The organism is Catenulispora sp. MAP12-49 (genome assembly GCF_041262705.1).
Classification (GTDB): Bacteria; Actinomycetota; Actinomycetes; order Streptomycetales; family Catenulisporaceae; genus Catenulispora.
In genome coordinates, this window is the sequence record NZ_JBGCCP010000061.1 from 20,243 (window position 1) to 33,201 (window position 12,959).

Annotated in this window: 9 protein-coding genes and 1 pseudogene; 4 read left to right on the plus strand and 6 right to left on the minus strand. The window is 72.2% G+C overall.

Annotated features, from left to right (window positions below; all coding sequences use genetic code 11):
• Positions 1-41: 41 nt before the first annotated feature.
• Together ABIA35_RS47415 and ABIA35_RS47420 are read left to right on the plus strand one after the other, a co-directional pair.
• Positions 42-1,946 carry an LCP family protein gene (locus ABIA35_RS47415; RefSeq protein WP_370347446.1) on the plus strand — a complete coding sequence of 635 codons (1,905 nt, stop codon included), beginning with the start codon at positions 42-44 and terminating at the stop codon, positions 1,944-1,946.
• 155 nt (positions 1,947-2,101) lie between these two features.
• A complete protein-coding gene (locus ABIA35_RS47420; RefSeq protein ID WP_370347448.1) occupies positions 2,102-3,193 on the plus strand; it encodes an LCP family protein in 1,092 nt (363 codons plus the stop codon).
• 54 nt (positions 3,194-3,247) lie between these two features.
• Here ABIA35_RS47420 and ABIA35_RS47425 read toward each other — a convergent pair whose 3' ends face one another.
• Genes ABIA35_RS47425 through ABIA35_RS47435 form a run of 3 tightly spaced genes read right to left on the minus strand, consistent with a single transcriptional unit; the run spans position 3,248 to position 5,805 of the window.
• Positions 3,248-3,775, minus strand: coding sequence for a pyridoxamine 5'-phosphate oxidase family protein (locus ABIA35_RS47425; RefSeq protein WP_370347450.1), 528 nt, complete (start codon positions 3,773-3,775; stop codon positions 3,248-3,250).
• A gap of 50 nt (positions 3,776-3,825) precedes the next feature.
• Positions 3,826-4,428: an HAD family hydrolase gene (locus tag ABIA35_RS47430; RefSeq protein ID WP_370347452.1), complete on the minus strand. Its 603-nt coding sequence runs from the start codon at positions 4,426-4,428 to the stop codon at positions 3,826-3,828.
• Positions 4,429-4,473: 45 nt separating this feature from the next.
• Positions 4,474-5,805, minus strand: coding sequence for a nucleotide sugar dehydrogenase (locus ABIA35_RS47435; RefSeq protein ID WP_370347454.1), 1,332 nt, complete (start codon positions 5,803-5,805; stop codon positions 4,474-4,476).
• A 114-nt stretch (positions 5,806-5,919) separates the two neighbouring features.
• Here ABIA35_RS47435 and ABIA35_RS47440 point away from each other — a divergent pair, with 114 nt between their 5' ends.
• Positions 5,920-6,846 carry a glycosyltransferase family 2 protein gene (locus tag ABIA35_RS47440; protein WP_370362395.1) on the plus strand — a complete coding sequence of 309 codons (927 nt, stop codon included), beginning with the start codon at positions 5,920-5,922 and terminating at the stop codon, positions 6,844-6,846.
• A 40-nt stretch (positions 6,847-6,886) separates the two neighbouring features.
• On the opposite strand, the gene ABIA35_RS47445 is transcribed toward ABIA35_RS47440, so the two are convergent.
• On the minus strand, positions 6,887-8,131 hold the full coding sequence (locus ABIA35_RS47445; RefSeq protein ID WP_370362396.1) for a YbhN family protein: 1,245 nt from the start codon (positions 8,129-8,131) through the stop codon (positions 6,887-6,889).
• Between ABIA35_RS47445 and ABIA35_RS47450 the strand changes: the two genes are divergently transcribed.
• A complete protein-coding gene (locus ABIA35_RS47450; RefSeq protein WP_370347459.1) occupies positions 8,130-9,239 on the plus strand; it encodes a glycosyltransferase in 1,110 nt (369 codons plus the stop codon). The genes ABIA35_RS47445 and ABIA35_RS47450 overlap by 2 nt on opposite strands.
• 277 nt (positions 9,240-9,516) lie before the next feature.
• On the opposite strand, the gene ABIA35_RS47455 is transcribed toward ABIA35_RS47450, so the two are convergent.
• Together ABIA35_RS47455 and ABIA35_RS47460 are read right to left on the minus strand one after the other, a co-directional pair.
• On the minus strand, positions 9,517-12,645 hold the full coding sequence (locus ABIA35_RS47455; protein WP_370362397.1) for a hypothetical protein: 3,129 nt from the start codon (positions 12,643-12,645) through the stop codon (positions 9,517-9,519).
• Positions 12,646-12,671: 26 nt separating this feature from the next.
• Positions 12,672-12,959: pseudogene (locus tag ABIA35_RS47460) on the minus strand (glycosyltransferase family 2 protein); the annotation flags it as partial.

A 12,959-nucleotide genomic window follows, 5' to 3' on the forward strand; every position in this document is an offset into this window, starting at 1 on the left:
ACCGGGCCGCACCACCGCGGACCCAGGCATGAGGAGATGGTGTGGCAGGCGAGCGGAACGAGCCACTCCCGTGGGAGCGGGCAGGCGGCGGCCGGCAGTCGTCCGGCGGTTACGGCGACGCGTACGACGCGCACGGTGACGGCCGCGACGTCCCTCCGCCACGGCGCGCTGCCCGCGGCCCGGCACCGGCCCCGGCACCGGCCCCGACCCCTCGGGGCGGCGGCGCCGACGGTTACGGCGACGACACCCCCGGCCCGCCCCGCGGGCGCGGCGGCTACCGCTACGAGCAGGACGGCGGGGCCGACGGCGAACTCGAATCCGGCGGCCGCAGCGGGCGCGGCGGGCGGACCGGACGCGGCGCGGCCATACCCGCCGGCGGACGCGGACGCCTGGCCCCCAAGGGCGTCATCACGATCTCCGCGGCCTCGCTGGCGGTCACGGTGATAGGCGCGGGCGCCTTCACCTACCAGCACTTCAACGGCAGCATCAACACGTTCGACACCTCGGGCCTGTCAACCAACCGGCCGGCCGAGGCCAAGGCCAACGCCCAGGGCCAGCGCCCCGAGAACATCCTGCTGGTCGGCTCCGACAGCCGCGACAACGGCAACAACGCCTTCGGCGGCGGCGCGACCGGCGACGGGGCCCGCTCGGACACCTCGATCCTGCTGCACGTCTACGCCGACCACCAGCACGCCGTGGGCATCTCGATACCGCGCGACATGATGGTCAACATGCCGGCGTGCGACATCGACCCGAAGAACCCCAGCAAGGGCCAGACCAGGCCGCAGCAGAACCAGTTCAACGCGGCGTTCGCGGTCGGCAACACCCCGAACGGCAACGTGGCCTGCGAGATCAACACCATAGAGTCGATGTCCGGGATCCGCGTCGACCACACGGTCGTCGTCGGCTTCGCGGCCTTCGCCAAGCTCACCGACGACATCGGCGGCGTGCAGGTCTGCGTACCCAAGGACGTCAGTGACGCCGGCGGCGACAACATCACGCTGAAAAAGGGCATCCAGACGGTGAAGGGCCAGACCGCGCTGGACTACGTGCGCGAGCGCGAGGGCCTGGGCGACGGCTCGGACATCGGCCGGACCCGGCGCCAGCAGGCGTTCCTGGGCTCGATGATCAAGAAGGTGGAGAGCGACGGGGTCATGAACGACCCCACGACGCTCAGCGCCATCTTCAACGACGCGCTGAAGTACGCGCAGTTCGACCCGGGCCTGGGCAGCCTGACCGCGCTGTCGGGCTTCGCCACGTCGATGAAGGGGATCGACCCCGCGCACATCCAGTTCCTGACCCTGCCGGGCCACTACCGCACCCAGGACGGCCGGGTGGAGATGGACCCGGTGGCCGCCGGCGTGATCTGGAACCACCTCAAGAGCGACACCCTGCTGGACGGCAGCAACGGCTCCGGCGCCTCGGGCGCGCCGTCCTCGCCGGCCTCGACGTCCTCGGCCCCGCCGACCACCTCGGCACCGCCGGCCCCGTCGATCTCGCCGTCGACCATCTCGGTCCTGGTGCGCAACGGCACCACGGTCACCGGCCTGGCCGGCGACGCGACGACCTCGCTGCAGGCGCAGGGCTACAACGCGGTGACCAGCCACACCACCCCGCCGCACACCGCCGTGACCACGATCGTCTACGGCAGCTCGCGCGAGGAGGCCAAGGCCAAGCAGCTCGCCACGCTGTACCCGGGCGCCAAGGTCGAGTCCGGCGGCTCCGGGACGCAGATCGTGGTGACGCTCGGCGACGACTACGCCGCGGCCCACCCGAAGGGCGGCGGCGCCGGCGGGAACACCGGCGCGCCCACCTCGGGCTCCACCTCCGGCAGCTCGACGACCCCGGCCGGGACGCTGCCGACCGACATCGCGAACAACTCTCGGACGGCCGACCAGGACATCTGCTCGGGCATCACCGAGGGCTACGGCGCCGGGACCGGCTGAGGTCCGCCAACGCTGCGTTCGACCAGCGAAAGTGCGCCGGGGCGGGTCACCGCCCCGGCGCACTTTTGTTCGGTTCGCACAGATCGCACAGATGTCGCATCGGCAGGACATCTCGGGACGAAGTAAGTATGAAGATGACATAGTCTCGTCCCATCATGGACGACCGGACCAGTGGCCAGGCGGACAGCGGCTCGATGCCGCGCCGGAGAGTCGTCCTGATCTGCGCGGCCTCGCTGGCCGTCCTGGCCGTCGCCGGTACGACCGGACTGTGGACCCTGTACAACCGTTTGAACGACAACATCAGGACCGTCGACATCCACGCCGGCGGCCCGCCGGACCCGGCGGACACCATGAAGCACTCGCCCGGCAGCCCGTCCTCCAGCAGCCCCGGCTCGATGAACGTCCTGCTGATCGGCTCCGACGACCGGGACGGGTCGAACGCGCAGTACGGCGACGCCAACTCCGGGGCCCGGTCGGACACCACGATGCTGCTGCACGTGGCCGCGGACCGGAAGAGCGCGACGGTGGCCTCGATCCCGCGCGACTCGATGGTGCAGACGCCCGCCTGCACCGAGTCCGACGGCGCGCAGTCCCAGCCGCAGTTCGGGATGTTCAACGCGGCCTTCTCGATCGGCGGGCCGGCCTGCACGGTGAAGACCGTCGAGTCGATCAGCGGCCTGACGGTCGACCACGTCCTGGTCGTCGACTTCACCGGCTTCAAGAAGATCATCGATGCCATCGGCGGCGTGCCGGTCCACCTGGACCAGCCGGTCAACGACCCCGACTCGCACCTGAACCTGCCGGCCGGCACCACGGTCGTGGACGGCGAGCAGGCGCTGGCCTTCGTCCGCGCCCGCCACAACCTCGGCGACGGCTCGGATATCGGCCGGATGAGCCGCCAGCAGCAGTTCCTGAACTCCGCACTCCAGACCCTGGCGGACAACGGGACGCTGGACGACCCGGCGAAGCTCTACAAGGTGCTGGACGCCGCCACCAAGGCGCTGACCACCGACCCCGCGCTCGGCTCGCTGCCGGCACTGGCGGACTTCGCCTCGGACCTGAAGGAGGTGCCGCGGCAGCAGATCACCTACCTCACGGTGCCGTGGCAGTGGTACCAGCCGGATCCGAACCGGGTGCAGCTGGCGCCGCTGGCGCAGGAGCTGTTCACGGCGATGCGGCAGGACACGCCGGTGCCGGCGGATGTGCTGGCGCTGTCGGCGAAGCAGGGGGAGCAGACGACGCCGTGAGGGTGCGCTGGGGTCGGTGCGAGCGGCTTCTGGAGGCCGCTGCGGCCCGCAGGCCTACCGGAACCACCACTTGGTCGCGCCGCCGTCCCCGGTGGTCTTCAGCGCCACCGCGGAGGCCACGTCGATCCGGTAGACCTGCCACGGTCCCGGCCCGGCACTCGGCGCGCTGAAGGGCGCGGTGATCACGTCGCCCTCCGCCTGGCAGGGCCATCCGGCGGCCGCGTACTTCTCGGCGACGGCCCGGACCACCGCCGGGTCCCCGGCCCGGCGCGCCTCGCCGTCGAAGGTCACGTCGAAGCCCTCCAGCGGGGCCACGACGGTGCAGCGGGGGTCGGCCACCAGGTTGCGGGTCTTGCGGACGCCCGGGTCCGTGGTGAAGTGGACGGCGCCGTCGAGCCAGCTGTGGCCGAAGCCGGTGGTGTGCGGGGAGCCGTCGGGGTTCAGCGTGGTCAGGTACCAGGAGCGGCCGGGGCCGGCCACCGCGGCGGCGACCGCGTGCTCAACCTCTTCCCAGTCCAGCTGGGCGAGTCCGTACTTGGGCAGGGACAGGTTCTTGGCCCGCAGGGGCTTGAGCTCACTCATGCCTGTACAGACGATCCGGCGGCCCCGAAGTCATCGGTGCGCGGCGGAATTCAGGCTCTTGCCAGCACCGCGTCGAGGTCGCGGATGGCCTGTGCGGTGTCCTCGAAGAGCACCGCGGCCATACCGAGGTCGCGGGCGGCCACGCAGTTCGGCTCGTAGTCGTCAACGAAGACGATCTCCCGCGCCGGCAGGCCGAGCCGGTCCAGGCAGAGCTCGTAGATGGCCGCATCCGGCTTCTTGAGGCCGACCTCATGGGAGTACACGATCAGGTCCGTCAGCTCGCTGAACCGGTACGCCTCCTCTTCGCGCTCGCGCGCGCCGACGAAGCTGTTGCTGATGATCGCGGTCGCGTAGCCCTCGGCGCGGCGGGCGCGCCAATACTCGGCCATCTCGGCGTTGTAGGTCCCCAGGTATTCGACCCAGGTGTCCTCCATGTAGGCCTCGAAGCGTGCCACCGGCACCCCGAGGGCGGCGGCGGCCTGTTCGTGGACCTCGTCGAGGGTGATGTGGCCGAGCTCGCCGGCGAGGAAGACCTCGTCGACGCGCTCGACCCAGCCCGGTCCGAACTCCGCTTCCCAGCGCTTCACGACGCCGGTGTCCGGAGTCAGCTCCAGGACCCCGCCGATGTCCAGGACGATCGCGCGGATCGGCATGGTTTCTCTCTCCCCCCGTTGGTTCGTCAGGCGATACCGCTGGTCTCAGGCGATGCCGAGGACCTTGCGCGCCACGCCGTCCCACTTGGCCGGCTCGGTGATGTTGCGGCCGTCGACGAGCACCTTCACGCCGGGGAAGTCCGCGGCCGACAGCTCGCGGTACTCCTCGTGCTCGGTGTGCACGATGATGCCCGCGACCTCGGTGCCGGGCTCGTAGGCCGGCAGGCCCAGCGCCTCGAGCTCCTCGGCGCTGTACAGCGGGTCGGACACGACCGGCTGGGCACCCTCCCCGGCCAGCGCCGCGACCAGGCCGAAGACGCCGGAGAACGCCGTCTCCTTCACGCCGCCGCCGCGGTAGGCCGCGCCGAGCACCAGCACCTTGCGGCCGGCCAGCCCGCCGCCGCCGGTCGCGCCGCCGAGCAGGCCCTCCAGCAGGCCGACCAGGTACGCGGGCTGGGCGAGGTTGGACTCGCGGGCCGCGCGCACGATCGAGGCCTCGGGGTCGTTGAACAGGTAGAAGCGCGGGTAGACCGGGATGCAGTGGCCGCCGACCGCCGGGCCGGGCTGGTGGATGTGGCTGAACGGCTGGCTGTTGGAGGCCTCGATCACCTGGAAGATGTCGATGCCGGTGCGGTCGGCGAAGCGCGCGAACTGGTTGGCCAGGCCGATGTTGACGTCGCGGTAGGTGGTCTCGGCGAGCTTGGCGAGCTCGGCGGCCTCGGCCGAGCCCAGGTCCCACACGCCGTTGCCGCGCTTGAGGTCGGGGCGCTCGTCGAAGTCCAGCACCGCCTCGTAGAACGCGACGGCGGCCGCGGCCGAGTCGGTGTCGATCCCGCCGACCAGCTTCGGGTACTTGCGCAGGTCGGCGAAGACCCGGCCGGTGTACACGCGCTCGGGGCTGTGGCAGAGCAGGAAGTCGCGGCCGGCGTTCAGGCCCGAGGCGGCCTCCAGCGCGGGCAGGAAGCGCTCGCGGGTGGTGTGGACCGGCAGCGTGGTCTCGTAGCTCAGCAGGATGCCGGTGCGGCCGTTGGCGGCCGCCTGCTTCAGGCCGGCGGCGATGGTCTGGGTGGCGGCGTCCATGGCCCGGAAGTCCGGCACGGCGTCCTCGTCGACGACCACCGGCACCACCACGACGACCGCGTCGCTGTCGGCGACCGCGGCGACCCCGTCCAGGGTGGCGGTGAGGTTGCCCGCGGAGACGGCCTGCGGCAGACGCACGTCGAGCTCGGCCTCGCCGGGGAAGGGCTCCACGCCGGCGTTGATCTGGTCGACCACGCGCGGCACGACGTCGACGCCGTAGACCTGGTGCCCCTTCGAGGCGAACTGCACGGCCAGCGGCAGGCCGATCTTGCCCATTCCAATGACGCTGATCTTCACAGTGCTCCGGACTCCAGGCTCGGCAGACTTCACTTGGGTACCCAAGTCTGAGGACGCAAGCGTACCCGGGCCGGTTCCTAATACCCTTATGCCGTCTACTTGCTGAGGAGCACCGTGACCGAGCCTGAACTCACAGTCATCGTCCCCACTTACGAGCGGCCGGGATTGCTGAAGGAGACGGTGGATTCCATCGTCGCCTCGGCCCGCGCCGCCTCGGACAAACTCGGGGCCACGGTGCGGGTGCTGGTCGTGGACGACGCCTCGCCGACGGACTCCACCCGCGAGGCGGTCGCCGCCATGGGCGCCTCCGCCGCCGAGGCCGGCACCGCGGTCGGCGTCGACTACGCACGCGTCGAGGTCCACGACGGCCGCAAGGACCCGGGAGCGGCGATCGCCCTGGGCGTCTCCCTGGCGGACTCCCGCTACCTGACCATCTTCGGCGACGACGACATCATGCTGCCGGAGCACATCACGCTGCACCTGCGGAACATGCGCGACGGCGCGGACGTGTCGGCGGCGTCGTACTACATCACCGACGGCCGACTGAACCGCCAGTACGCCAAGCGCCGCCGCCCCGCCCACCTCGGCGACCTGCTCATCGGCCGGATCGACGTGAACGACGGCGCCTTCGTCCGCACCGAACTGATCCAGGCGGTGGAACTCGACCCGGCCCTGCTGGCGCAGATGCTGTACCCGGTGTGGGCGACACTGCTGATCGACGGCCGGAAGTTCGCGTTCTCGCGCACCCCGTCGTTCCTGTACCGCCGCCACGACGCGAACATCAGCAGCGTCAACAAGAACGACGAGGACGCCGCCCTGCGCACCTCCCTGCAGGAGAAGTACCAGGCGCTGGCCTCGGAGAAGCTGGGCGCGATCCCCGAGCCGCGCAAGGTGGACTGGGCGCGGCACAAGCGGGAGTGGCGGTACTCGAAGAAGGGCTACGTGCGCTGGCGGATGGCCGCGACGGAATTGGCGGTGAAGCGGAATCCGGTGGTGCGGAAGGCTTTTCGGATGCCGCCGCTGCCGCCCAAGGAGTCGTAGAGAGTTGTAGAGGGTCGTAGGGCGGCTCGCGCCCGAACGCCTAAGCGCTCACCCCAGCGGCTTCCGTCACCGTCTCGCCGTCCGCGGCCGCGTCGCCCTTGCCGGCGCGGCCTTCGCGCGCGGTGACGGCGGCGGCGACGAGGTCGGCGACGATGGTCACCAGGCGGGAGGCCAGGGCGACGACGGTCGCCTTGCCCGGGTCCAGGACCGGCTGGAGGGCGGCGACCAGGATCAGTTCGCGAACGCCGGCTCCGGCGGGGGCGAAGACGATGATGAAGCCGACGCTCCAGGCGAAGGCGTAGCCGCCGATCGCGAGCAGGAGGGTGCGGCCGGGAGTGGCGCCCAGGGCGATGGCCAGGACCCAGATGTGCAGGCCCGCCAGGAGCCAGCCGACCGCGCTGCGGGCCGCCGTCTCGGCGATGGTGCGGGCGGTGAGCGGTTCGATGGCGGGGCGGCGGGTCAGGCGGAAGAGCGTCCGCAGGGCCGGGTTCGCGACCTTGGGATGCAGGCCCGCCAGCAGGAGCGGAACCACGGCGAAGGCCCAGCGGTAGCCGGCGGCGTCGGTGCCGCCGCCCAGCGGCAGGGTCGCGGCCGCCATCAGCAGGGCCGAGGACAGGGACACCAGCATCGCCAGGGCCGCGGCCGCCGCGCTGCGAGCACGCGGGATGCGGTACGCGCGGCCCAGCTGCATCTGCGCGACCACCGGCCAGACCGAGCCGGGCAGGTACTTGCCGAGCTGGCTGGTGAAGAAGATGCGCGCCGCGGGGCGCAGGCGCAGCGGCGACCCGAGCGACCCGAGCAGCCCGCGCCACGCCAGCATCATCGCCGCGATCGAGGCCAGCGCGGGAACGAGGGCCACGAGCAGGGGCACCGGGCCGAGCTCGGCGAAGCCCTCCTGGACGCGGGTCCACTGGCGGCCCACGGCATAGGCGCCGGCCGCAATGGTCAGGGCCAGGAACGCCAGGCGGGCGATCTGGCCGCGGCGGTTGGGGGCGACGCGGGATGGCTCGTCGGGGTCGGCGTCGGGATCGGGATCAGGCGCGAGGTCAGGGCCAGGGACAGCGTTGGTGCCGGTACCGGTACTGGAGCTGAAGCCGGTGCTGGAGCCGGAGCCGGAGCCGGCGGCGAGGCCGGGCTGCTGTGCCGGCTGCACCGGAGAAACTGCGGCGGATTCCGGCTCGGCCGCAGCGTCGCCGGCGGCGGGCGCGTCGCTCTGCGCGAGCGCGTCCTTTTCCGTGCGGGCGGCCCGCCGGCCATAGCTGGAACCGCTACTGTGGCTGACCATGCGCGTCCTGATCTTCGGCACTTACGACGTGGCGGCGCACCCCCGGGTGGGGGTCATCGCTGAAGGGTTGCGTAGTGCGGGTCATGAGGTCCGCGAGTGTAACGCGCCCCTCGGCTTCGATACCGCCGCACGCGTCAAGATGCTGGCCCAGCCGTGGCGGGTGCCCGCTCTGGGCGTGCGGCTGGCGCGGTGCTGGGCCCGGCTGGCCCGGCAGGCGGTGCGCGGGCCGAAGCCCGACGTCGTGGTGGTCGGCTACCTCGGGCACTTCGACGTGCACCTGGCGCGGCTGCTGTTCGGGCGCCGGCGGGTGGTGCTGGACCACCTCATCGGGGCCGCCGACACCGGGCGGGACCGGCAGGTGAGCCATGGTGTGCGGCAGCCGCTGCTGCGCGCCGTCGACGCCGCGGCGCTGGGCGCGGCGCGCGTGGTCGTCGTCGACACCGAGGAACACCGGGAGACTCTGCCCGCGAAACACCGTGAGCATGCGGTGGTGGTGCCCGTGGGTGCTCCGGACGAGTGGTTCGCGCCGGAGGCCGAGGCGGAGCCGGCGGAGCAGGCGGACGGCCCGCTGCGCGTGGTGTTCTACGGCCTGTTCACGCCGCTCCAGGGCGCCGCGACGATCGGCAGCGCCATCGCGCGCCTGGCCGGCCGGCCGGTCGCCTTCACGATGGTCGGCGGCGGCCAGGACAAGGCCGAGACCGTGCGCAACGCCGGCGACGCCGGGAACGTCACCTGGCACGACTGGATCCCCGCCGCGGAGCTCCCCCGGCTGGTCGCCGAGCACGACGTGTGCCTGGGCATCTTCGGCACCGGGCCGAAGGCGCTGCGGGTGGTGCCGAACAAGGTCTACCAGGGGGCCGCGGCCGGCTGCGCGATCGTCACCTCGGACACCCCGCCGCAGCACCGCGCCCTGGACGACGCCGCACGCTACGTGGCGCCCGGCGACGCCGCCGCCCTCGCCGACGCCCTGGCCGACCTGGCCGCCGACCCCGGCGAGCTGGCCAAGCTGAAGCACGCTTCCAGCACGGCCGCCCGCGAGCGCTTCACTCCGGCGCGCGTGGTCGAACCGCTGCTGGCGAAGCTGGCCGAGCTGGGTTTCGAAGGCTGACCAAGCGTGGCCGAGGTCGGCGGGCGAATCGATACGACCGAGCTCGGCGCCGAACGGCGAACGGCCGGGCTGGGCCGGCGACACCGTGTGACCGAGCCCACGACGGAGCCCACGACCGATCCCGCGACAGAGTCCGCTGCCACAGACTGATCCCCCGAGCCCACCGCTGAACGCTGAACCACCGAACGCCGATCTGCCGAACGCTGAACCACCGAACGCCGAACCGCCGAACCGCGGGCCCGCGCCGCGCATCAACGTCTCAGGCGTCTCAGGCGTCTCAGGCACTCGTCCCCTCCCGCGCATCGGGCCCGCGCACGTCACCGTCCCCGGTCTCCGCGCCGCCGCCGCTGCCGGCCGCGACCACGCCGGCCGCTCCCGCGCCGCCGGGCACCGCCGCCGCGGCGCGCCGGGCTCGGCTGCGCATCCAGGCCAGCTCCCACGGCAGTGCGCGGCCGCGCCGCGTGCACCAGGTCTCCACGCCCACGCCGCCGGCGAGGGCGAACGCCGTCGCGGCGCTGGCGTAGCCGCCGATGCCGTTGTCCGGCGATTTGTACCGCAGTCTCACCGTATGCGTTCCGGCCGGTACCGCCACCGCGACCAGGCCCTGGTCGGCCGGGACCAGGCGGGCGGCCTTGCCGTCCACCGTGGCCGACCAGCCGACCTGGTCGGAGTCGGCCACCACGAGGTAGCCCGGCGCCTGGGAGTCGACCTGCGCGCCGACCGAGTCCATGCCGTCGCTGGTCACCGTCACCGCGCCGTCGGGAACGGCCGCGGGCGGGCTCGCCGCCGCCGTTCCGGTGTCGGAGGCTTCCGCCGACAGCACCGTCGGGGCAGACAGCGCCGATCCGCTGTTCAACACCACTGTCGAGGTGTCCAGGCTCCCGGAGGCCAGCAGGCTCACGCGGGACGTGGCGTCCGGGATCACCACCGAGGAGTCGGCCCAGCGGATGCGGGGCAGCGCGTTCAGCCGCTGGTAGATCACCGAGGATCCGGCGTACACCAGCTTCAGTCCGTCGCCGGGGTCGGTGACCGTCGCCAGCGCGGGGGTGCCGGCGACGGCCTGGACCGCCAGCGGCTTCGTCTTCGCCGAGTGCAGGGTTATCGTCGCGGTGCGCGGCCCGCTCGAGGCCGGGGAGTCCATGGCGATCGGCACGTCGAACTCCACCCCGGTCTGGATGCCCTGGGTCAGCCGTTTCGAGGTCACCGAGCCGGAGCCGTCCGTGACCGTCACCTCGATCCAGTCGTCGCTGGACGTCGGCGCGTAGGAGAACACGTCGTCGGCGGAGGTCGGCACCAGGCCCAGGGCCCTGACGTCGTCCCCGACCGGCAGCTGCACCGTGACCGGCACGTTCGGCTGCAGGTCCACCGAGGAACCGTCGCCCTGGGCGGTGTGCACGGTCCCGAACACCTGCTCGCTCGGCGCCGCGGTGAAGTAGGCGACGCCCAGCCGGTCCAGGATCGGGCTGGTCGCCTGCGCCTCGTCCGGGCTGAACGCCAGCCGCGTCGGCGCCGGCACCGGGTCCCCGGGCACGCCCTTCACCAGCGTCGCGAACGCCGAGTTCAGGAACGCGTGCCCGTTCAGCGCCCGCAGCCCGTACACCGAGTCGGTCCCCAGGACCGTGGCCTCGGACGTGGCCGCGTAGCGGGAGTGGCCGAGGTTCGCGGCCAGGAACTCCTGGGTGTCCGTCACCGGATAGAAAGTCGATTTGTCGGCGCTGGGAGTGAACCGCCCTATGAAGGACGTCCCCTCGGCCGCGACCATGGCCACCACCCCGGCCGCCGCGAGCACCCGCACCAGGCCCAGGCGCCGCACCGAATCGCCGAACAGCGACACCAGGTACAGCAGGCCGACCAGCAGCACCGCGGCCGCGATCAGCAGCAGTCCGTGGCGGACCTGCGCGTCGTACGTGGAGACGGCCACCTGCGTGGCCTTCGCCCCGTCGCCGCCGTTGTACCCGCTGGCCCCGTCGGCGCCCGCGACCGAGCGTCCCTGGCCCACCAGCGCCCAGGCCTCCAGCCCGACCGCCGACACCACCAGCGCCGCCCATGCGAGCGGGGCCCAGCGCACCATCGCGACCCTCATCCCGGGCCACCGGGGCGAACCGGTCACCCGCGCCACGCCCAGCCGCGGCACGATCCGGAGCCCGACCCACCGGCCGAACCGGCCGCGCGCGGCCGCCGGTGTCGCGGCGAACTCAGACCGCTTGCGCAGCACGACTTCGAACCCGACCGCCGCCAGGCACGCCAGCAACAGCCCGGTGACACACCGCGCCCGGCCGATGAAGTTCGCGCCGAACAGCGATCGGAGCACCGGGATGTGCTGCCCGACCGCCAGCAGCCAGCCGCCGTGGTACACGAGCAGCATCCACATCGCGGTGGCGGCGACGAAGAAGACCCACACGCCGCTCGGCAACAGGATCCGGCCGCGCCGGACCGCCATCACCGCGACCAGAGCCAGCACCAGCACCGCCGCGCCGACATAGCCCAGCGCCTCGACCGCGTTCGGGCCCAGGTAGAACAGCTGCTGGTCGGTGGAGGCCACGCCGCCGAACGCCCAGGGCGCGAAGGAGGTCAGGAAGGACACCGGATCCAGGTGGTCGGCGCCGTTCTGTCCGCGGCCCTCGATCAGCCAGGACGAGTAGAACTTCGCGAACGGCAGCAGCTGGAACATCGCCAGCCCGACGCCGGCCGCGACGCCGGTGCCGAGCGCGGCCAGCCGGCCGATCTTGCGGGTCCGCACCAGCGCGTAGACCCCCGCGGTGAGCAGCGCGTAGCCCTCGACCGACGGGAATCCGCCGAGCATCAGGCAGGCGACCACCACGGCGAGCACCGCGACGTCCCGGAAGCGCCGCAGCTGCAGCAGCCGTTCGACAGCCCAGAACACCAGCGGGACGAAGGCGCCGACCCGGGTCTGCGGCCAGCCCTGCCAGGCCACCATGTAGGCGCCGGACACGTAAGCCATCCCGCCGACCAGCGCGGCCGGCGGCGACAGCTTCAGCCGGCGCAGGAAGAGATAGAGCCCGACCAGACCGACCAGCACCTCGGCCAGCCGTTCGTAGGCCGGCGCGAGCCATGACGGCAGCACGTAGTACGGCGCGGTCACCGGAGAGGCCAGGGCGTTGTTGGTGATGCTCCCCAGCGGCGTGCCGCCGACGATGTAGGGGTCCCAGGCCGTGGCCTTGCCGGACTTGACCCCCTTGGCGAACAGGTCCTCGGCGGGGATCTCGGCGCTGTACACGTCCGACTGCATCAGGTTCTTGCTCTGCGAGTCGGCGAAACCGGCGTTCGCGTACACGCCGTAGCGCACCATGTAGTCGGTGTCGGCGAGGACGCTGCGCCCGGCCAGCTGCGAGGCGATGCCGCCGATCGCCAGGTAGAGCGCGGCCAGCACGGACGCGGCGGTCACCAGACGAGCGCCCCAACCGCGCCCGCTCACTCCGGTCGCGACCGCACGATGAGGTCGGCGAGCAGCGCCATGGAGGCGATGATCAGGCCGGACAGCAACAACAGCGCCGTGTTCTGTGCGAACCGGAACGGGTGCACCACCAGGTCGAACACCGCCTTCACCGCGCCGATCCCGACCAGCCACAACGCCGGCGGCATCAACACCTTCAACGGGTTGAAGTACATCACCATCCGCAGCACCTGCAGGATGTACCGGTAGGCATCGGTCACGAACCGGAACTTCGACTTCCCAGCCCGCTTGGCATAGTCGATCGG

Bases quoted from the DNA above. Each gene is read 5' to 3' on its own strand.
- ABIA35_RS47420 (WP_370347448.1), top strand. From the start codon at position 2,102: ATGGACGACCGGACCAGTGGCCAGGCGGACAGCGGCTCGATGCCGCGC.
- ABIA35_RS47425 (WP_370347450.1), bottom strand. From the start codon at position 3,775: ATGAGTGAGCTCAAGCCCCTGCGGGCCAAGAACCTGTCCCTGCCCAAG.
- ABIA35_RS47430 (WP_370347452.1), bottom strand. From the start codon at position 4,428: ATGCCGATCCGCGCGATCGTCCTGGACATCGGCGGGGTCCTGGAGCTG.
- ABIA35_RS47450 (WP_370347459.1), top strand. From the start codon at position 8,130: ATGCGCGTCCTGATCTTCGGCACTTACGACGTGGCGGCGCACCCCCGG.
- ABIA35_RS47445 (WP_370362396.1), bottom strand. From the start codon at position 8,131: ATGGTCAGCCACAGTAGCGGTTCCAGCTATGGCCGGCGGGCCGCCCGC.